The 19,701-nt window shown below is 55.9% G+C and carries 20 protein-coding genes and 1 tRNA gene; 18 read left to right on the top strand and 3 right to left on the bottom strand.

From position 1 onward, the window contains the following. The first annotated feature begins 15 nt into the window (after nucleotides 1-15). The 5 genes from hpaD (ACR0CZ_RS02120) (at nucleotide 16) to ACR0CZ_RS02140 (ending at nucleotide 4,649) form a co-directional block, all read left to right on the top strand. Nucleotides 16-867 carry a 3,4-dihydroxyphenylacetate 2,3-dioxygenase gene (gene hpaD / locus ACR0CZ_RS02120; RefSeq protein WP_170394000.1) on the top strand — a complete coding sequence of 284 codons (852 nt, stop codon included), beginning with the start codon at nucleotides 16-18 and terminating at the stop codon, nucleotides 865-867. A 12-nt stretch (nucleotides 868-879) separates the two neighbouring features. Then, nucleotides 880-1,863: a 3,4-dihydroxyphenylacetate 2,3-dioxygenase gene (gene hpaD / locus ACR0CZ_RS02125; RefSeq protein WP_170393998.1), complete on the top strand. Its 984-nt coding sequence runs from the start codon at nucleotides 880-882 to the stop codon at nucleotides 1,861-1,863. 63 nt (nucleotides 1,864-1,926) lie between these two features. After that, a complete protein-coding gene (locus ACR0CZ_RS02130; RefSeq protein ID WP_170393996.1) occupies nucleotides 1,927-2,781 on the top strand; it encodes a fumarylacetoacetate hydrolase family protein in 855 nt (284 codons plus the stop codon). Beyond that, on the top strand, nucleotides 2,778-3,578 hold the full coding sequence (gene hpaH / locus ACR0CZ_RS02135) for a 2-oxo-hept-4-ene-1,7-dioate hydratase (protein ID WP_170393994.1): 801 nt from the start codon (nucleotides 2,778-2,780) through the stop codon (nucleotides 3,576-3,578). Before ACR0CZ_RS02130 ends, hpaH begins: the two co-directional genes overlap by 4 nt. Before the next feature lie 12 nt (nucleotides 3,579-3,590). Further along, nucleotides 3,591-4,649 (top strand): aldolase/citrate lyase family protein, encoded by a 1,059-nt coding sequence (locus ACR0CZ_RS02140; protein WP_170393991.1) that lies wholly within the window; start codon nucleotides 3,591-3,593, stop codon nucleotides 4,647-4,649. A 60-nt stretch (nucleotides 4,650-4,709) separates the two neighbouring features. Here the strand turns inward: ACR0CZ_RS02140 and ACR0CZ_RS02145 are convergent. Both ACR0CZ_RS02145 and ACR0CZ_RS02150 read right to left on the bottom strand, forming a co-directional pair. Beyond that, a tRNA-Pro gene (locus ACR0CZ_RS02145) sits at nucleotides 4,710-4,786 on the bottom strand. A gap of 126 nt (nucleotides 4,787-4,912) precedes the next feature. After that, nucleotides 4,913-6,028, bottom strand: a complete 1,116-nt coding sequence (locus ACR0CZ_RS02150) for a THUMP domain-containing protein (protein ID WP_170393989.1) — start codon at nucleotides 6,026-6,028, stop codon at nucleotides 4,913-4,915. A 299-nt stretch (nucleotides 6,029-6,327) separates the two neighbouring features. Between ACR0CZ_RS02150 and ACR0CZ_RS02155 the strand changes: the two genes are divergently transcribed. The 7 genes from ACR0CZ_RS02155 (at nucleotide 6,328) to ACR0CZ_RS02185 (ending at nucleotide 13,102) form a co-directional block, all read left to right on the top strand. Further along, nucleotides 6,328-7,671, top strand: a complete 1,344-nt coding sequence (locus ACR0CZ_RS02155; protein ID WP_170393987.1) for a Na(+)-translocating NADH-quinone reductase subunit A — start codon at nucleotides 6,328-6,330, stop codon at nucleotides 7,669-7,671. Between the two features lie 5 nt (nucleotides 7,672-7,676). Continuing rightward, a complete protein-coding gene (locus tag ACR0CZ_RS02160) occupies nucleotides 7,677-8,885 on the top strand; it encodes an NADH:ubiquinone reductase (Na(+)-transporting) subunit B (protein ID WP_170393985.1) in 1,209 nt (402 codons plus the stop codon). Further along, nucleotides 8,878-9,693, top strand: coding sequence for a Na(+)-translocating NADH-quinone reductase subunit C (locus ACR0CZ_RS02165; protein ID WP_170393983.1), 816 nt, complete (start codon nucleotides 8,878-8,880; stop codon nucleotides 9,691-9,693). Before ACR0CZ_RS02160 ends, ACR0CZ_RS02165 begins: the two co-directional genes overlap by 8 nt. Then, entirely contained in the window at nucleotides 9,693-10,346 is a 654-nt protein-coding gene (locus ACR0CZ_RS02170) for an NADH:ubiquinone reductase (Na(+)-transporting) subunit D (protein WP_152460184.1), read from the top strand. The genes ACR0CZ_RS02165 and ACR0CZ_RS02170 overlap by 1 nt, the downstream gene beginning before the upstream one ends. Further along, nucleotides 10,346-10,954 (top strand): NADH:ubiquinone reductase (Na(+)-transporting) subunit E, encoded by a 609-nt coding sequence (gene nqrE, locus ACR0CZ_RS02175; RefSeq protein WP_050603817.1) that lies wholly within the window; start codon nucleotides 10,346-10,348, stop codon nucleotides 10,952-10,954. Before ACR0CZ_RS02170 ends, nqrE begins: the two co-directional genes overlap by 1 nt. A 10-nt stretch (nucleotides 10,955-10,964) precedes the next feature. Next, complete coding sequence (gene nqrF, locus ACR0CZ_RS02180) at nucleotides 10,965-12,188, top strand: NADH:ubiquinone reductase (Na(+)-transporting) subunit F (RefSeq protein WP_170393981.1); 1,224 nt, start codon at nucleotides 10,965-10,967, stop codon at nucleotides 12,186-12,188. Nucleotides 12,189-12,322: 134 nt separating this feature from the next. Next, the gene (locus tag ACR0CZ_RS02185; protein WP_170393977.1) at nucleotides 12,323-13,102 is read left to right on the top strand and encodes a metallophosphoesterase; all 780 of its coding nucleotides are present in this window, start codon (nucleotides 12,323-12,325) and stop codon (nucleotides 13,100-13,102) included. A gap of 4 nt (nucleotides 13,103-13,106) precedes the next feature. Here ACR0CZ_RS02185 and ACR0CZ_RS02190 read toward each other — a convergent pair whose 3' ends face one another. Beyond that, on the bottom strand, nucleotides 13,107-13,631 hold the full coding sequence (locus ACR0CZ_RS02190) for a CBS domain-containing protein (RefSeq protein WP_170393976.1): 525 nt from the start codon (nucleotides 13,629-13,631) through the stop codon (nucleotides 13,107-13,109). 120 nt (nucleotides 13,632-13,751) lie between these two features. Between ACR0CZ_RS02190 and ACR0CZ_RS02195 the strand changes: the two genes are divergently transcribed. The 6 genes from ACR0CZ_RS02195 (at nucleotide 13,752) to ACR0CZ_RS02220 (ending at nucleotide 19,696) form a co-directional block, all read left to right on the top strand. Then, nucleotides 13,752-13,937, top strand: a complete 186-nt coding sequence (locus ACR0CZ_RS02195) for a hypothetical protein (RefSeq protein ID WP_170393974.1) — start codon at nucleotides 13,752-13,754, stop codon at nucleotides 13,935-13,937. A 67-nt stretch (nucleotides 13,938-14,004) separates the two neighbouring features. After that, a complete protein-coding gene (locus tag ACR0CZ_RS02200) occupies nucleotides 14,005-15,030 on the top strand; it encodes an FAD:protein FMN transferase (RefSeq protein ID WP_170393972.1) in 1,026 nt (341 codons plus the stop codon). A 15-nt stretch (nucleotides 15,031-15,045) separates the two neighbouring features. Next, nucleotides 15,046-15,276 (top strand): (Na+)-NQR maturation NqrM, encoded by a 231-nt coding sequence (gene nqrM / locus ACR0CZ_RS02205; RefSeq protein ID WP_170393970.1) that lies wholly within the window; start codon nucleotides 15,046-15,048, stop codon nucleotides 15,274-15,276. Between the two features lie 15 nt (nucleotides 15,277-15,291). After that, complete coding sequence (locus ACR0CZ_RS02210; protein WP_170393968.1) at nucleotides 15,292-16,962, top strand: sulfatase-like hydrolase/transferase; 1,671 nt, start codon at nucleotides 15,292-15,294, stop codon at nucleotides 16,960-16,962. 86 nt (nucleotides 16,963-17,048) lie between these two features. Beyond that, entirely contained in the window at nucleotides 17,049-18,566 is a 1,518-nt protein-coding gene (gene gpmI / locus ACR0CZ_RS02215; protein WP_170393966.1) for a 2,3-bisphosphoglycerate-independent phosphoglycerate mutase, read from the top strand. Further along, complete coding sequence (locus ACR0CZ_RS02220) at nucleotides 18,563-19,696, top strand: peptidase M23 (RefSeq protein ID WP_170465596.1); 1,134 nt, start codon at nucleotides 18,563-18,565, stop codon at nucleotides 19,694-19,696. The genes gpmI and ACR0CZ_RS02220 overlap by 4 nt, the downstream gene beginning before the upstream one ends. Nucleotides 19,697-19,701: the final 5 nt, after the last annotated feature.

The following is a 19,701-nucleotide window of genomic DNA, read 5'->3' on the forward strand; positions in this document are numbered from 1 at the left end:
CTCTAGGAGGAGACCATGGGAGAAATCGTTCTTGCCGCCAAAATGACCCATGTGCCGACTCTGCTCATGTCTGAGCAGGAAGGCCCGGTTAAAGGCAAACGCCAGCCTGCCATTGATGGTCACCGCAAAATCGCGCGCCGTGCAAAAGCGCTGGGGGCGACCACGGTGATCATCTGCGACACGCATTGGGTGATCAATGCCGGGTTCCACATCAACGCCAATGAAAAATTCGAAGGTCTGTTCACGTCGAACGAGTTCCCGCAGTTCATCCAGGACCTGCCCTATTCCTATGAGGGCAATCCTGAAATGGGTGATGCCATCGCAAAGATCGCGGCGGACAAAGGCGTCTACACTTTAGCGCATCACTTGGACAGTCTCGAACTGGAATACGGTACGCTGGTCCCGATGCGCTTCATGAGCCGCGAGCATGATATGAAAGTCGTCTCAGTCGCGGCCTGGGCCACGGTGCATAGCCATGACGAAAGCCGGGTCATTGGTGAGGCCATCCGTGAAGCGGTTGAGGCCAGCAATGAAAAGGTGCTGCTGGTCGCGTCAGGCTCGTTGTCGCACAAGATCTGGGCGAACAAGGATTATGCCGCCAATAACGGCACTTTCACCATCAGCTCGGAATTCAACCGTCAGATGGACTTGCATGTGCTCGAGATGTGGAAGAACGGCGACCACGCCACGTTCCTGAAAATGCTGGGCGACTATGCCAATTTCTGCTGCGGCGAAGGCTCGATGCATGACACGTCGATGCTCTACGGAGCGTTGGGTTGGGACGCCTATGACAAAAAATGCGAGGTTGTGACCGAGTATTTCCCAAGCTCCGGCACTGGTCAGACCAACGTCATCTTCCCCGTTTAACAGGAGGTTTCAATGCCCGTTCCAGCCCCCAACCTGTACCCCGACTTCAACACGATCCGGCTGAGCCATGTTTGCCTGAACGTCAGCGATCTTGTTGCTTCGCGCAAATTCTACTCGGAGGTTCTGGGTTTGCAGGTCTCGGACGAAAGCGACACACATGTCTACCTGCGCGCTATGGAGGAACGTGGACATCATTGTGTGATCCTGCAGAAATCCGATCAGCCGGCGACTGTCGAGGTCATGGGCTTCAAAACATTCGACGAGGATGATTTGGATCGGGCCGAGGCGTATTTTATATCCAAAGGCCGACCGACCTCATGGGTTGATCGCCCCTATCAGGGCCGGACTCTGTTAACCTCGGACAATATGGGCATACCGCTGGAGTTCTATCACAAGATGGATCGCCTGGAGCCGATCCATCAGAAATACGCACTCTATCGTGGTGTGAAACCGCTGCGGATCGATCACTTCAACTGCTTCTCGACCAATGTCGATGACAGTGTCGCGTTTTATAGTGATTTCGGGTTCCGCGTGACCGAGTATACGGAAGACGAAGACAGCAAGAAACTGTGGGCCGCGTGGATGCACCGCAAGGGTGGGGTGCATGATATGGCCTTCACCAATGGCAAAGGCCCACGGATGCACCACGTGGCCTTCTGGGTGCCAACACCGCTGAACATCATCGATTTGCTCGATCTAATGGCCACCACCGGCTATGTGGACAACATCGAACGCGGCCCGGGGCGACATGGTATTTCGAATGCTTTCTTCCTGTATATTCTCGATCCCGACGGACACCGGATTGAGATTTATTGCTCGGATTATCAGACCGTTGACCCCGATCTGGAGCCGATCAAATGGGACCTGAAGGACCCGCAGCGTCAGACGCTCTGGGGCGCTCCGGCACCGCGCAGTTGGTTTGAACACGGCACATCCTTTGTCGGTGTGGATGTAAACGAGCCAGACCTGTCTGCGTCTCCCATCATCGCACCGTAAGCAAAGTATGCTTGATCTAAAACATCTTAGTATGGGCGGGTTCTATAACGCCGAGGAGGCCTGATGCGCATTGCAACCTACACTGCCAACGGTGAAACATTTTTTGGTGCGATCACTGATGAAGGCGCGGTCGCACTAAACAGCGAATTTGCCGAGTTCAAAAGCCTCTACGAGGTTGTCGCCGCTGGTGCGTTTGGCCAATTGGCCGAGGCTGCCGAAGGAAAGCCCGTAACCCACACGGATTTCACCTTTGAGATGGTGATGCCGGATGTCCGCCGTATTCTGTGCGTTGGCGTGAACTTTCCAGATCGCAACGCGGAATACAAAGATGGCAGTGCCCAGCCGAAATACATGTCGCTGTTTCCGCGCTTCGCCAGTGGATTTACCGGCCATAATCGCCCTCTGATCCGCCCGCCCGAAAATCACACGCTGGATTACGAGGGTGAAGTGGCCATCGTGATCGGCAAAGCAGGCCGCCGGATTTCGCAGGACGATGCTTATGGCCATATTGCAGCCTTGACCCTGTGCAACGAAGGGACAATCCGCGATTGGGTTCGGCACGCCAAGTTCAACGTCACGCAAGGCAAGAACTGGGACAATTCGGGTGCCATCGGCCCTTGGCTGGTCCCTTTCACTGGCGCTGCCCAGTTGGATGACGCCCGCATTCAGACTCATGTGAATGGTGAATTGCGTCAGGACGATACGTTGAACCGAATGATGTTCCCGATCCGGCGCGAGATCGAATACATCTCGACCTTTATGACGCTTCATCCGGGCGATATCATCGTCACCGGCACCCCAACTGGTGCAGGTGCACGATTTGATCCGCCAAAATACCTGGCTCCCGGCGATGTGGTTGAGGTATCCGTCGATGGGATAGGCACCCTGTGCAACACCATCGAGGACGAGCAGATATGACCCCCGAAGACCATGCGCGCGCTGCCGCCGATCTGCTGAACGCGGAAAGGACGCGACAGCAGATCGGTCTACTGACATTGCGGTATCCCGAAATGGCGATGGATGACGCTTATGAAGTGCAGAATGCCATCTATCGTGCCAAATTGGCGGAAGGGCGCAAGGTCATCGGCTGGAAGATCGGGCTGACCTCGAAAGCGATGCAATATGCGTTGAATATCGACATTCCTGATAGTGGTATCCTGTTTGACAACATGGCCTTTGAAAATGGCGGGACCGTTCCCGCAGGTCGTTTCATCCAACCCCGGATCGAAGCCGAGATCGCCTTTGTCATGAAGGAGGACATTGGTGGCGCGGATGTGAATCGCGATCAGGTTTTGCAAGCGACCGACTATGTTACTCCGTCCATTGAAATCCTCGACACTCGTATAAAGCGGGCAGACCCTGGGACTGGAAAGTCACGCACTGTATTCGACACGATCAGCGACAATGCCGCAAATGCCGGCATTGTACTAGGGGCGGAACGCCACCCAGCGGATGCGTTTGACCTGCGATGGGTAGGGGCCCTAACCTTCCGCAACGGTGAAATCGAGGAAACCGGCCTGGGTGCGGGCGTATTGAATGATCCGGTCGAAAGTGTGGTCTGGTTGGCCCGTCGCATGGCGCAATACGGCCAGAGCATTGAACCCGGCCACGTAATCCTGTCCGGCAGCTTCATTCGCCCGATCGAATGCCCATCGGGTGCGGAAATCCACGCCGATTTCGGATCGTTCGGATCCGTCGACATCAATTTTGCCTAAAGGAGCAGCGACATGCCCGCACCAAAGAACACCTTTAAGGCCGCATTAAAGGCTGGAAAGCCTCAGGTCGGGTGCTGGATCGGAATGGCCGACGCATATGCAGCAGAAATTTCCGCGACCGCAGGGTTCGATTGGTTGTTGGTCGATGGCGAACACGCACCAAACGACCTGCGCTCGACCCTTGAACAGGTGCGAGTGATCGAAAGTTCGGGCAGCGCGCCAGTCGCACGCCTACCGATTGGTGAGACATGGATGATCAAGCAATATCTCGACGCGGGTGTTCAGAGTATTCTGGTGCCGATGGTCGAAAGCGCTGATCAGGCGCGCGAACTGGTGCGAGCGGTGCAATACCCCCCACGCGGCGTCCGAGGTGTGGGATCATCCCTTGCGCGGGCTTCGCAATTTGCCAAAATCCCGGACTACCTCGATACGGCGGATGAGCAGATTTGTCTGCTGGTACAGGTAGAGAACAACGCGGGCATGGCCGCTCTGGACGACATTCTGACGGTTGATGGAGTAGACGGAGTTTTTATCGGACCTGCAGATCTGGCCGCCGACATGGGTCATATCGGCAACGCCGGGCATCCAGATGTTGTGGAGGCCATTGAAGACGCGCTGACCCGCATCGTCGCGGTAGGTAAAGCCGCGGGTATCCTAACACTGGACCCAGCAATGCAGCGTAGGTGTCTTGAGATCGGCGTGACCTTTCTGGCCACTGAAATTGACGTCACCCTTTTCGCAAAAAGCATGCGCGCAAAAGCGCAAAACGGCCTCGCGCTTTTGCCGCGACAAAACGCTATCGGATCGGCGACAACAGAAAATGCTAGCAAGTACTTACAGCAATTGTGCAAACATTGGTCACATAAGGGACAGGTCGAGTTCGATGCAAATACTGGAACCGTTTTTTTTGACAGTGGCAATGCCGTCGAACTAAAGGCGACGCCAGTAGCACTGGAAGTTCGCGCCTCGGCGCAGCCACGCGATGACCTGGACAGTTGGAAGACAGTGATTTCCGATCACCTAAAACGGTTTGCCTTTCGCGAAGAGTTTGAACTGAACTGGGATGACTAGCGACTTTTGCTAAGCTGGATATCGCAGAAAAACAAAGAGGCCCATTAGGAACTTTGTTTTTGGTCGGAGTGAGAGGATTCGAACCTCCGACCCCTGCCTCCCGAAGACAGTGCTCTACCAGGCTGAGCTACACTCCGACCGTGGCGTGTGACCTATACCTCGTCATATCGATGTGCAAGAGGGATTTTGGGCGTACACACATATGTCGTCGCTGGATTCGAGGGGTGGTTTTAACCCTTCGCCTGATCCGCGAATTCGCTGAGTCACTGCAACGGATCGGTTCGATACAGTCGGATTTTTGTTCCGCCGTGATCAACGATTGGGCCGGGGGGAAGCATTGGCAATCGCGTTGCGCGGGCAAGTCCGGGTGTGGTGGTGATGATGCCCACACGCCATCGCTGGAAACGACTGGATAATACCTTGCCTAAACTGCCATAGAGCGACCGCAGGCGCTTTTCATCACCGATGCGTGCCCCATAGGGCGGATTGACGATGACCAGCCCAGCTGGGCCTTCTGGCGGCTTGATATCACTGACCGAACAGTGCTGAAATCGGGTGGCATGATCCACTTGTGCCTGTCGGGCATTAGAGCGTGAAGCCTCGACTGCGCCTGTATTGCGATCTGAGCCAAAGAATCTCAGCTCTGTTTCGGGTTGACCGGTACGAGTGCGCATTTTTTGCCAGACATCTGGATCGAAGCTTGCCAAATCTTCGAATGCGAACTGACGTGAGCGGCCTGGGGGCAGACCAAGTGCAATTTCAGCCGCTTCGATAACGAATGTTCCAGAGCCACACATCGGGTCCAGAACCGGTTCAGACCCGTCAAACCCACACTCACGCAGGAACATCGAAGCCATTGTTTCCCGCATCGGGGCCTTGGCGACTGCAGGCTTATGACCGCGCTTGTGCAAGGGCTCGCCGGATGTGTCGACGGAGATCGTGCATATGTCTTTTTCGATTCTTAGCAACACGCGGACTTTGCCATCGGGTGAGACTGAGGTGCCGAGCCCCTCGGATATGGCTTGTTCGATGCGCTGTCGCGCCGCTCCTGCATGATAGATACGAGATTTGCGGCAGGTTGCTTCGACCTTCACGGGAATGTCTGGACTGAGATAACTCGCCCACGGGAATTTTCGGGCGCGCTTGTCCAATTGCGCCAAATGCACGGCGGGGAAACTGCCCAGTCGTACCAGAACCTTGTTGGCACCACGCAATTCCAGATTAGCGCGCCAGACTTCCGGCCAATCGCCACGGCACACGACACCACCTGGAACGATCCTGGCGCCCGAGAATCCGCGCTCGATGGCCTCGGCACACAAAGGCGTTTCGAGCCCTGGAGTGGCAATCAGAAAAATCTCGAATTTATCATTGTTGTCCATTGTGGTTGCTTACACCGGTTGATCAGCCTGTGCGACACGCAAATTAAATGGGCAAATTGTTCTGAACGACCGTAAGCTCAAAAGAATGTGACATTCCTTTTCGATTTTGGGCGGTAACAGGTTTGCGTTTGCACTCATCCCCGCGTAAAGGAGCCGTGATCGGAAATACGCCTGCGGATTCTGGTCGGATAATGGCGCTTTCGCGACCGGACAGACGGGAAATTTCGTGTTATTTCCTGGCATCATTGTAAGATGGCGCGCAGCAGGCGCAGGACAAAGGCTTGGAAGAACGTAGCAACATGCAAACTTTCAAACTAAAAAAAGGGTTGGATTTGCCGGTTGAAGGCGCGCCCGAACAGAAAATCCAGCCGGGGCCTGAATTCTCGTCGGTTGCCGTTCTGGGCAGTGATTATATCGGATTAAAGCCCAAGATGCTGGTGCAAGAGGGCGACGCGGTCCAGCGAGGAACGCCGTTGTTCTGCCACAAGGATGCGCCCGACGCGATGATGGTCGCGCCGCTGACCGGCAAGGTCGTGGCAATTAATCGCGGGGCGCGACGCGTATTGCAAAGCGTGGTGATAGAGGTCTCGGATGCCAATGACGCCGGCATAGACTTCTCGGGCATCGGCGATGCCGAGACTGCCGAAGGTGTTACGGCCAAGCTATGCGCGGCCGGGCTGTGGACTTCTTTCCGGACACGTCCTTATTCAAAGATGCCCGTACCAGGCTCCAAGCCTACAGCAATCTTCGTGACAGCCATGGACAGCGATCCACTGGCAGGTGATGCGGCATTGGTTATTGCGGATGCGGGCGAGGCATTTGCGGCTGGTCTCGCAGCTGTCTCAAACCTGACCGATGGCAAGACTTATCTGTGCCAGCAAGAGGGGGCATCCATCCCCGGTTCCGATCTGCCAGGTATAGAAGCGGCTGCGTTTTCCGGCCCACACCCCTCGGGCCTTGCTGGAACTCATATTCACTTCCTTGAGCCGCTGGGAGGGGACAAGCAGGTTTGGACCATTGGCTACCAGGACGTGATCGCGATCGGTCGTCTGATGCAGACCGGTCATCTGGATACAAACATCGTGATTGCTCTGTCTGGACCGGGCGCGCGCCAACCGCGCCTGATCCGCACCGTGATAGGCGCGTCGACGGATGACCTGACCCGGGATGAAGTGAACGTCGACGGGATCGCGCGGATCATCTCGGGGTCGATCTTGTCGGGGCAGCATGCCGATGGTCCGACCGCCTATCTGGGCCGTTTTGCGCGCCAGATCAGCATTATTCGCGAAGATCATGATCAGCACACACTGGGCTGGATTCTTCCTATGCCTTCGAAATATGCGGTACAGCCTGTTTTGGGATCGGCTTTTGCCAAGAAGCTCTATTCATTCACGTCTAACCTGAATGGTGGTCGCCGCGCGATGGTGCCGACGGGTGTATTCGAAGAGCTTATGCCCCAGGATTATCTGCCGACGCAATTGCTGCGGGCGCTATTGGTGATGGACACCGACACCGCGCAGGCGCTGGGTGCACTGGAACTGGACGAAGAAGATCTGGGCCTTGTGGGCTTTGCCTGCCCTGCGAAATATGAATATGGGCTGGCGCTGCGCGACTGCCTCACCAAGATTGAAAAGGAGGGCTGATCCACATGGGTTTGCGCAGCTTCTTCGATCGGATCGAGCCGAACTTTACCAAGGGCGGCAAGTACGAAAAATATTTCCCCATCTACGAAATGGTGGAAAGTTTTATCTACACTCCGAAAACCGTCACGACCGTCGCGCCGCATGCGCGCTCTTACGTGGATATGAAGCGGATCATGACCTATGTCGTGATTGCTACGATCCCCGCAATCCTCTGGGGGATGTATAACACTGGCTATCAGGCAAACTCGGCCATCGCCACGCTAGGACCGGATTCGGCAACAGGCTGGCGGATTGCGATCCTGCAGGTGTTCGGCATCTCGCTGAACCCTGACAGCATTTTCGCCAATGTGATGCATGGATTGATGTATTTCCTTCCGATCTACATCACCACACTGGTTGCGGGCGGTATTTTTGAGGTCATCTTCGCCACTGTGCGCGGCCATGAGGTCAACGAGGGTTTTCTAGTAACCTCGATGCTTTACACACTGATTATGCCTGCGACAGCGCCATTGTGGCAGGTCGCGTTAGGCATCATTTTCGGTGTCGTGATCGGTAAGGAAGTATTTGGCGGCACGGGCAAGAACTTCCTCAACCCGGCGCTGGTCGGGCGTGCTTTCCTATATTTCGCCTATCCCGCGCAAATGTCGGGGGATTCAGTCTGGACCCCGGTGGACGGATTTTCCGGTGCGACTGCATTGGGCATCTCCGCTGCTGAAGGCGTTCAGGCACTGGCGGCCGACGGGATCACCTGGGCCAATGCGTTCTTCGGGCAAATTCAGGGTAGCTTTGGAGAGACATCGACGCTGGCTTGCATGATCGGCCTGGCCTTCCTGCTGACGACCAAGATTGCCAATTATCGCCTGATTGTGGGCTGTCTTGCGGGCACCATAGGCTTCACGCTTCTGCTGAATCTGATCGGATCAGACACAAATCCGATGTTCGCGATGCCTTGGTACTGGCATATCGTTCTTGGGGGCTACGCCTTTGGTCTGGCGTTCATGGTAACCGAGCCCGTTTCGGCCAGTCACACCAATATGGGCCGCTACATCTATGGCGCGCTGATTGGTATCATGGTTGTGATGATCCGCGTCATTAACCCCGCTTTCCCAGAAGGTATGATGCTGGCAATCTTGTTCGGAAACGTTTTTGCGCCGCTGATCGACTATTTCGTCGTCCAGGCAAACATCAAACGGAGGGCGCGTCGCCATGTCTGATACGCAATCCAATGAACCCAAGGGAGCGATTGCCAAGTTTCTGGCTGCTTCGCCAGATTCGGTTGGCAAGACTATCTTTGTTGCCGTTGCCGTCTGCCTTGTAGCCTCGATGGTCGTGTCTGCTGCTGCGGTCAGCCTGCGCCCGGTGCAGGAAATCAACCGTTTGAAGGATAAGCAAGTCAACGTTCTGCAAGTTGCCGGCATCTACGAACCAGGCATTGATGTGACCGAGGCATTCGCTGCCTTTGAGCCGCATGTACTGGAATTGTCTACAGGTGAATTCGTTGACGATCAGTTCGACGCGACCACCTTCGATGATATCGCTGCTGCCAGCGATCCAGAACTGAGCGTCGCTTTGGACGATGACCCGGCTGGGATCGGGCGCAAGTCCAAGTACCGCGTGATCTATCTGCTGCGTGATGATGCCGGGGCGCTCGACAAGGTAATCCTGCCGCTTCACGGCTATGGCCTCTGGTCCACGCTCTATGGTTTCATCGCGCTGGAAAACAACGGCAACGATATCTACGGCCTGCAGTTCTATCAGCACGGTGAGACACCGGGCCTTGGCGCCGAGGTGGACAATCCTCGCTGGAAGGCGCTGTGGAATGGCAAAAAGCTGCGCGATGATGCAGGCGATCTGCAAATCACCGTTGCCAAGTCGCAACCCGCAGCAGGCCCTGATTTCTATGTCGATGCGCTGGCAGGCGCGACGCTGACTTCGGTTGGTGTCGACAACCTGGTGAAATTCTGGATGGGTGACGCGGGCTACGCTCCGTTCCTGGCCAAACTGCAGGCAGGAGAGCTTTGATGTCTCAGACCAAGAAAGAGATGCTGGTCGACCCGCTTGTCGACAACAACCCGATCACGCTGCAGGTGCTGGGCATCTGTTCGGCGCTGGCGGTGACCTCGTCACTGCAGGTGTCGATGGTGATGGCGCTGGCGGTGATCTTCGTGACCTCGTTCTCGTCCTTCTTTATCTCGTGCCTGCGAAACCAAATCCCGGGTTCGATCCGGATCATCGTACAGATGGTTATCATTGCCTCACTGGTGATCCTGGTGGACCAGATCCTCAAGGCTTATGCGTTTGAGATTTCAAAAACACTGTCGGTCTTTGTCGGCTTGATCATCACCAACTGTATCGTGATGGGCCGGGCCGAAGCGTTTGCCATGAAGAACCCCCCGGTCGCGTCTTTCATCGACGGTATGGGCAACGGAATGGGCTATGGACTGATCCTGCTGCTGGTAGGTTTCATTCGTGAGCTGTTTGGCGCCGGGTCACTGTTCGGCGTCACTATTCTGGAAACCGTCAACAACGGCGGCTGGTATGTGCCCAACGGCATGCTGCTGCTGCCGCCGTCGGCTTTCTTCATCATCGGTCTGATCATCTGGGCCTTCCGCACATGGAAGCCGAACCAGGTGGAAGAGCGTGAATACAAAATCCAGCAGGTAGAGGCCCACTGATGGAAGGTCTGATTTCACTGGCCGTAAAGGCCATCTTTGTCGAAAACCTTGCGCTCAGCTTCTTTCTGGGGATGTGTACCTTCATCGCTGTTTCGAAGAAGATTTCAACTGCGCTGGGTCTGGGCATCTCGGTCATGGTGGTGCAGGCCATCACCGTGCCGGCGAATAATCTGCTGCTGAACTATCTGCTGAAACCAGGTGCTCTGGCTTGGGCAGGTTTCCCGGATGTGGACCTGACGTTCCTTGGACTGATCTCGTATATCGGCGTGATCGCAGCGATGGTTCAGATCCTAGAGATGGTGCTGGATAAGTATTTCCCCCCACTCTACAACGCGCTGGGGATTTTCCTGCCGCTGATCACAGTGAACTGCGCCATTTTGGGTGGTTCACTGTTCATGGTGGAACGTGACTACAATTTTGCCGAAGCGGCGACTTACGGTCTGTCCTCTGGCTTTGGCTGGGCTCTGGCGATTACCGCGATGGCGGGTGTTCGGGAAAAGCTGAAGTATTCGGACATTCCCGATGGTCTGCAAGGCCTGGGCATCACTTTCATCACCGCTGGACTGATGGCGATGGCCTTCATGTCCTTCTCGGGCGTGAAACTGTAAGGAGGGCGGAATGGAAACCTTTGGCTTAGGTGTAGCCCTTTTCACCGTTATCGTTCTTGGTTTGGTTGCCATCATCATGGCGGCGCGGTCCAAGCTGGTTTCAACCGGTAACGTGAACATCACCATCAATGGTGAGAAAACAATCTCGGTTCCGGCGGGTGGCAAGCTGCTGCAGACGCTTGCGGCAGAGAAGCTATTCGTACCCTCCGCTTGTGGTGGTGGTGGCACCTGCGCGCAATGTCGCGTGCGCGTGCATTCCGGCGGTGGCTCGATCCTGCCGACCGAGGAAAGCCATATCACCAAGCGCGAGGCGTCTTGTGGTGACCGGCTATCCTGTCAGGTTGCAGTCAAGCAGGATATGGACATCGAAGTTCCCGAAGAGGTCTTCGGCGTCAAGAAATGGGAATGCACAGTTCGCTCGAACGAGAATGTGGCGACCTTCATCAAGGCTCTGACATTGGACCTCCCGGAAGGTGAGGACGTGAACTTCCGCGCTGGTGGTTACATCCAAATCGAAGCGCCTGCACACCAGCTCGCCTATACGGATTTCGACGTAGAAGAAGAATACCGCGAGGATTGGGATCGCTTCAATCTATGGCAGTACAAATCCGTCGTCGCCGAACCGATCGAACGCGCCTATTCCATGGCAAACTATCCGGATGAAAAAGGCATGATCATGCTGAACGTCCGCGTGGCTTCGCCCCCTCCTGGGTCCGAAGGTATCCCTCCGGGTCAGATGTCGTCGTATATTTTCAACCTGAAACCGGGCGACAAGGTCACAATCTCAGGTCCCTTTGGCGAGTTTTTTGCTCGCGAGACAGAAAAAGAGATGGTCTTCATCGGTGGTGGTGCTGGTATGGCCCCAATGCGCAGCCATATCTTTGACCAGCTCAAACGCCTTGAAAACCGCAACCGCAAGATCAGCTTCTGGTACGGCGCGCGGTCGAAGAAAGAGATGTTCTTTGTCGAAGACTTCGACACGCTGGCCAAGGAATTCGACAATTTCGAATGGCACGTTGCGTTGTCGGACGCCCAGCCCGAGGATGACTGGAAAGGCTACACTGGCTTTATCCACAACGTTTTGTTCGAGGAATATCTGAAGAACCACCCCGCACCCGAGGATTGCGAATACTACATGTGTGGTCCGCCAATCATGAACCAGTCGGTCATCAACATGCTGCTGGATCTGGGCGTGGACCGCGAAGACATCATGCTCGATGATTTCGGCGGATAAACAGCATCGGTCGGTTCCAACCCTTGGGACCGACCATTTTCATTTTTAGGTCTGATGTTGGGCAGGCTGCCAATATCAACGTCTGCATTTGGCGAATGCTGCTCCATATTTTTCCGCATTAGGCAGCAGGTCTTATGTTAACCGGATGGATCAAAAGGCTTATCGCATCTCAAACACCGTCTGATCAGCCGGTGAATCTGTATTCATTGGCGCCTACAGAAAAATTCTACGCAATCGGAGACATACATGGGAGGTTGGATCTTTTACAACGGCTCCTACCTGCGCTGGATAACGACTGTCCGGTGGTGTTTGTAGGCGACTATGTTGACCGGGGCGGATACAGCGCGCAGGTGTTGCGTCAGCTACACCACCTCGACACGAACCCTGAAACCCGGGCGATCTGCCTGAAAGGCAATCACGAAGATATGCTGCTTGGGTTTTTGTCTGATCCAACACGGATGGAGCGTGTCTGGCTGTATAATGGCGGTGCTCAGACTTTGGCTTCGTTTGGGCTTGCTGATATTGACCAGTCCAACCCGCAAGCCGTTGCCGAACAACTGCAGCAAGCGATGGGACAACCGCTTTTGGACTGGCTGCATGATCGGCCGCTGACCTGGACGAGCGGGAATGTAACGGTTGTTCATGCCGCGCTTGATCCTTCGCAGCCGGTCGATCGGCAACAGGACAGAACTTGCCTTTGGGGGCATCCTCAGTTCCGCAAGAAACGCCGGAAAGACGAGCAATGGGTGGTGCATGGCCATACCATCGTCGACGAAGCTCGGGTCGAGCATGATGTCATTTCGATTGATACAGGTGCGTTCATCACCGATCAGTTGACGGCTGCGGAAATCTCGCCTGGTTCTGTCCGATTTATCTCGACCGCGCACACCGGAATCGCGCGCGTATCAGCGTAAGTCGCTAGCCGACGATCATTTGCTTCATTCTAAGTGCTTCGTATTCCAGTTCTTTCAAGCGGAAATGAACCACATCGCCAATGGTGATCACCCCGCGCAGATTTCCATCACTCAGCACGGGCATATGCCTGAACCGGCCTTCGGTCATGGTTTTCAGCACGTCGTTCAGATAATCTTCGGGGCTGCAGGTTTTTACCTCAGTCGTCATAAGATCAGCCACGGATTGGGGTAGGGTCTGGCCGGGCGTTTCCGCCATGCGGCGCACGATATCACGTTCGGAAAGGATACCCTGCAGGGCACCATTCTGATCTGTCACAACAACAGCCCCGATGCGTTTTTCGCGCAAGATATCCACGACCGAGTGAATCGTGTCGTTGGGCCGCACCGAAAAAACGGCATCCCCTTTACCTTCCATCAGTTTCGCAACCGTTGTCTGGGTATGCGACAGATTGGTCTCAACTGATTGACTGCGGGTTGTCGCCGCGGCCTTGTCGCCGCGTGTCGGAGGCTGGTAAGAGCTTGGGGCCATGGGCGGTCTCCTCTTTCACCGGTATTGTCCTTACAACCTACCTTACCGCAGGGACCGGCCCTGTATAGGGTGCAATTTCGAAAACCGGCGTAACTTGGCCACTTCAAAAGGAAATTGCTTGTGAGCAACCTGTATCTGACGCCACCAGTTGCCGCGCTGATATTCTTTATCGTGGTGGTCTGCGGCCATAATTTTCGCATGGCTTGGAAACAGCAACCGGAAGGTTGGCAAAAGCGCGCTTGGCTGTTTGGCGTCCCGGCAGCAATCGGGCTTTTTACATTGGCGTTTTTGCCGCTCAAGATTTGAGGCCGGTTTGACTCTGAACAGGCTCACTGGCATATGCCGGGCAAGAACACTCCCGGGAGATTGCACCATGCGCCCACTGATCGCACTGGCCTTACTTTTGACTGTTTCGGCCTGCTTGTTTGGCAAAGAGTCTGACGTGGTACGCCTGTCCGGCGAGACGATGGGCACCACGTTCAACATCACCGCAATCGGCGATGATTTGGACGAAGCGGCGCTGAGACAAGCGGTTCAGGAGACCCTGGCGCAGGTCAATGCCAAGATGTCCAACTGGGACCCGAATTCCGAGGTCTCGACCTTCTCGGCCTCAGGCAGCACGGACCCCATGCAAGTGTCAGACGAATTTGCCTTCGTCATTGAGGCCGCAAATGAGGTTCACGAGAAATCCGGTGGTACGTTTGATGTTACCCTTGGTCCGCTGATCGAATTGTGGGGGTTTGGGCCGCGAAAACCTGAAGACCCAATTCCGGCAGATGACGAGATCGCGACAGCGCTAGGGCAAGTGGGGCAAGCGCGGCTGTTAGACTTGGATCGCGGAGCGGGCACTTTGGCCAAGTCAGAGGCCGGAGTCGGGATCAACCTGTCTGCGATCGCCAAAGGCTATGGCATCGATGCGGTTGCCGCACAGCTGCGCGAGGCCGGGATCGAGAACTATATGGTCGAGATCGGTGGTGATCTGGTGACGATGGGCGCGAATGACAAAGGCGAAAGCTGGCGGATCGGGATCGAAAAACCCGAGACTGGCGCGCAATCAATCCAGTTGATCGTGCCGCTCGACAATCTGGGAATGGCGACCTCGGGTGATTACAAGAACTTCTTCGAACAGGACGGGGTGCGCTATTCGCATATCATTGACCCGACGACGGGCCGCCCGATTACTCATCGCACCACTTCGGTTACTGTTATAGCAGACAACGCCATGATGGCGGATGCGTGGGCAACGGCGATGCTGGCATTGGGTCTGGAAAAGGGTCTGGAACTGGCCGAAGAGCATAAACTTGCCGTGTTCTTCATCTCGCGGGATGTGACAAGCGGAGAAGAAGCCTATATCACCGTACAAAGCAGCGCCTTCAAGGATGCGCTGGGGACCAACTGACCGGTAGGAACCGCTATGAGCACCTTTATTCTGGCCTTTTTCCTGTTGCTGATCGTCATGGTTGGCATGGCGCTGGGTGTGATGTTGATGGGCAAAACCATCAAAGGCAGCTGCGGTGGCCTGAACGCGATCTCGGGTGCCGATAAATGTGTGGTCTGCCAAAAGGATATCGATCCCGACAGCCCTCTGCGCGACCAGTTGCAGTGCAAGCGTGCGAAAAAGATGCTGCAACAGATGGAAGGCTAGGATAACCCTCTTGGCATGAACAAAGCCAAGAACGTCCTCTTCATCATGTTCGACCAATTGCGCTGGGACTATCTCAGCTGCTACGGGCATCCACATCTGCATACGCCAAATATTGACCGTCTCGCCTCGATGGGTGTGCGGTTCACGCGGGCCTACATCCAGTCTCCGATCTGCGGCAGTTCCCGTATGTCGACCTATACCGGCCGCTATGTGCATTCGCACGGCGCGTCATGGAACGGAATCCCGCTGAAAGTTGGTGAGGTCACCATGGGCGATCACTTGCGCAAGGCAGGGATGGATTGCTGGTTGGTTGGCAAGACTCATATGCGCGCAGACGCCGAGGGCATGGCTCGTTTGGGGCTTGAGCCCGACAGCCTGATCGGGGCACGCGTCGCTGAATGCGGGTTTGATGTCTTTGAGCGCGATGATGGGATGCGCCCCGAAGGGCCGGATGGGTTTTATGACCCGGATGGCGCCAAAAGGTATAACGAGTATCTGAAAGACAAAGGCTATGAGAGTGACAACCCCTGGCACGACTTCGCCAATTCGGGGCTGGATGAAGAGGGCAATGTACTTTCAGGTTGGTTCCTGAAGAATTCGTCAGAGGCCGCGAATATCGCCGAGGAAGACAGCGAAACGCCTTATCTCACCTCTCGCGGCATGGAGTTCATGGAAAACCATGAGGGGCCGTGGTGCTGCCACCTCAGCTACATCAAACCGCATTGGCCCTATATTGTGCCAGAACCCTACGCCTCGATGTATGGTCCCGAACACATTCTGCCTGTCATTCGGTCCGAAGCTGAACGGCAGAACGCTCATCCGGTGCTGAAAGCGTTCATGGAAACGAAAATCGGCCAGACCTTCTCGCGTCAGGATGTACGCGAGGCCGTGATCCCAGCCTATATGGGCCTGATCAAGCAGGCTGACGACCAAATGGGGCGGCTGTTTGACTGGATGGATCAGACCGGACGAATGCAGGACACGATGATCGTGCTGACCTCGGATCACGGGGATTTTCTGGGCGATCACTGGATGGGAGAGAAGACCTTCTTCCATGACGCCTCGACCAAAATGCCGCTGATCATCTTTGATCCATCGCCCGAGGCTGATGCCACACGCGGCACCACATGCGATGCATTGGTCGAATCCATCGATCTAGCGCCCACGTTTCTGGAGGTTGCAGGCGGTGAACCCGCAGGGCACCTTCTGGAAGGGCATTCATTGCTGCCCATCCTGCACGGTCAGGCCGAAAGCACTCCGCGCGATGTGGTGATTTGTGAGTACGACTACTCCGCATCCCCCATTGCGCAGACACTGAACGCCTCGGTTCGGGATGCGGTCATGTTCATGGTCGCAAACGAGAAATGGAAGCTGATCCATTGTGAAGGGGGCTATCGCCCGCTTTTGTTTGATCTAGAGAATGATCCGAGCGAGCTGACGGACCTGGGCGAAAGCGATGAACATGCAGACATCATCGCCGAGATGTATGATCACCTGTTCACCTGGACGCGGCGCCAGTCGCAGCGCACGACCCGGTCGGAAGAACAACTGCTAAACATGCGTGGATCAAGCCGAGGAACAGGCGTGGTGATCGGTATTTACGACGAAAACGAGATGCCGCTTGAGCTGACCGTTAAATACCGCAACCGCAAAGCGCGACCCTTTGGGGACTACAAGACAGATTAATTCTTCATTCGCGGCCCTAATGACGGTTCAACCTTGAGCGGGCAGGGGGTAGAAGACAGCAACGCCGCCTCAATCGGAGAGCTTTCATGACCGCCCCAAAGCCCGTTGTCCTTTGTATCCTTGATGGTTGGGGCCTATCCGACGACACCAAGGCCAATGCGCCTTATCTGGCAAATACGCCAACCTTTGATGCTCTCATGGCTGAAGGTCCTCATGCGCAACTGATAACGCACGGGCCGGATGTGGGTCTACCTAGTGGTCAGATGGGTAATTCCGAGGTTGGTCACACCAATATCGGGGCTGGGCGCGTGGTTGCGATGGATCTGGGGCAGATTGACCTAGCCATAGAAGACGGTTCTTTCTTTCACAATGAGGCGCTGCAGAGCTTCATCGCTAAGGTGAAAGCTGCAGGCGGGACAGCGCATCTGATGGGGCTGGTATCGGATGGGGGCGTGCACGGGCACCTGGATCACATCGTAGCTGCCGCCAAAGCGGCTACCGATGCGGGTGTGCCTGTGGCGCTACATGCGATCACCGACGGGCGCGATGTGGCCCCGAAATCGGCCTTTACCTACATCGCCGAACTCGAAGACCGGTTGCCCGATGGCGCAAAGGTCGTCACCGTCTGTGGGCGCTACTTTGCCATGGACCGCGATAATCGCTGGGAACGCGTCTCCGAGGCCTATGACGCAATAGTCAAAGGTCAGGGGCGCACTGTGGCCTCGGCCCATGAGGCCGTCGACCATGCCTACGCCCAATCCGAAACCGACGAGTTTATCGCGCCCACGGTTCTTGCTGGTTATTCCGGTATTAAGGACGGTGACGGGTTCTTTTGCCTGAACTTCCGCGCCGACCGTGCCCGAGAAATCCTGCGGGCAATTGGGGAGCCCGGTTTTGCCGAGTTCGACTCCGGTCCGCGCCCGCAGTTGTCGGCGTTACTGGGCATGGTTGAGTATTCCGATGGCCATAACGATTATATGACGACCGTATTTCCCAAGCGGGATATCGTGAACACGCTGGGCGAATGGGTTGCTAAGCAAGGCCTGCGCCAGTTCCGGCTGGCCGAGACCGAGAAGTACCCTCATGTCACTTTCTTCCTGAACGGTGGCAAAGAGCAGCCTGAGGGTGGCGAGGATCGCTTCATGCCCAAATCGCCCAAAGTGGCGACATATGATTTGCAGCCCGAGATGTCCTCGGCCGAAGTGACAGAAAAGTTCGTCGAGGCGATCCACGGCGGATATGATCTGATCGTCACCAACTACGCCAATCCCGATATGGTTGGCCATACCGGTGATCTGAAAGCTGCGATCAAGGCCTGTGAGGCTGTTGATCAAGGTCTGGGGCAGGTGGTTGCAGCGCTGAAGCAGGTCGGGGGTGCGATGATCGTGACCGCAGATCATGGTAACTGCGAAATGATGGTCGATCCGGAGACGGGCGGTCCACATACGGCCCATACGCTGAACCCCGTGCCTGTTGTTCTGGTCGGCGGCCCCGAAGGTTCAAGCCTGCGCGATGGGCGCTTGGCCGATCTTGCTCCAACTTTGTTGCAGCTTATGGAATTGCCGAAACCCGTTGAAATGACAGGGGAAAGCTTGCTGACATGAGATTGAGCCCGATCGTTGCTGCAGCGCTGATTTGGGCCACCCCTGTCGTCGCCCAAACCAGCCCGTCAAAGGCGGCACTAGAAGCGGCCGAGATGCTGGAGCAAGCCTCGATCGCGTTGACTGAGGCTGAATCTGCCCGCGACCGGGTCAAAGCTCTGACCGAAACCATAAAAGCCTACGAGGCTGGTCTGAGCGCCATGCGCGACGGCCTGCGCCGCGCGGCCTTGCGCGAGGCGCAATTGACTGCAGAATTGCAGGTTCAAGAGCAGGAGGTGGCGCAGCTGTTAGGTGTTCTGCAGACGATCGAAACCACCGCGCCTCCAGTACTTATGCTGCACCCGTCCGGCCCACTTGGGGCCGCGCGCACTGGTATGATGTTGTCCGAAGTCACGCCTGGGTTGAACGCGCAGGCTCAGGCGCTTGCAAACGAATTGCAAGAGGTACAGACACTGCGACAGCTTCAACAAAACGCTGCCAATACGCTGACCGAAGGGTTGGAGGGTGTTCAGGATGCCCGCACGCAGCTTAGTGAGGCGATAGCGGACCGGACCGATCTGCCGCGCCGTTTCGTAGAAGATCCTGTGCGTACAGCGATCCTGATATCCTCGACCGAAACGCTGGATGGGTTTGCCAGTGGGTTATCCGAGATCACCGATGGTGAGATTGAAGATACAAATGCAGATGTCTCGGGCCGGAAAGGTCAAATCGCCTTGCCCGCACAAGGGGTCATGCTGCACCGGGCGGGCGAAACGGACGCAGCGGGGGTAACGCGCCCCGGGCTGGTGCTGGGCACGCGACCCCGCGCATTGGTCACCGCGCCAACGGCTGCCACGATCCGTTACCGCGGGCCCTTGCTGGATCTCGGGAATCTTGTGATCCTTGAACCCCAGCCCGGATTGCTATTCGTGTTCTCAGGTCTGCAAGAGGTATATGGTCTGACAGGGGAAGTGATACCCGAGGGTACTCCGGTAGGTTTGATGCCGGGTGAAACTCCGGAAATCGGCGCTATTATGTCAACAAGCGGTGATGGCACTGGAACTGACTGGTCAGAAACGCTCTATATAGAAGTAAGACAGGATAACAGCCCAGTGGACCCGGAATCATGGTTCCGGACGGACAAGGATGGATAAACGAG

Source organism: Ruegeria sp. H9 (assembly GCF_056532915.1).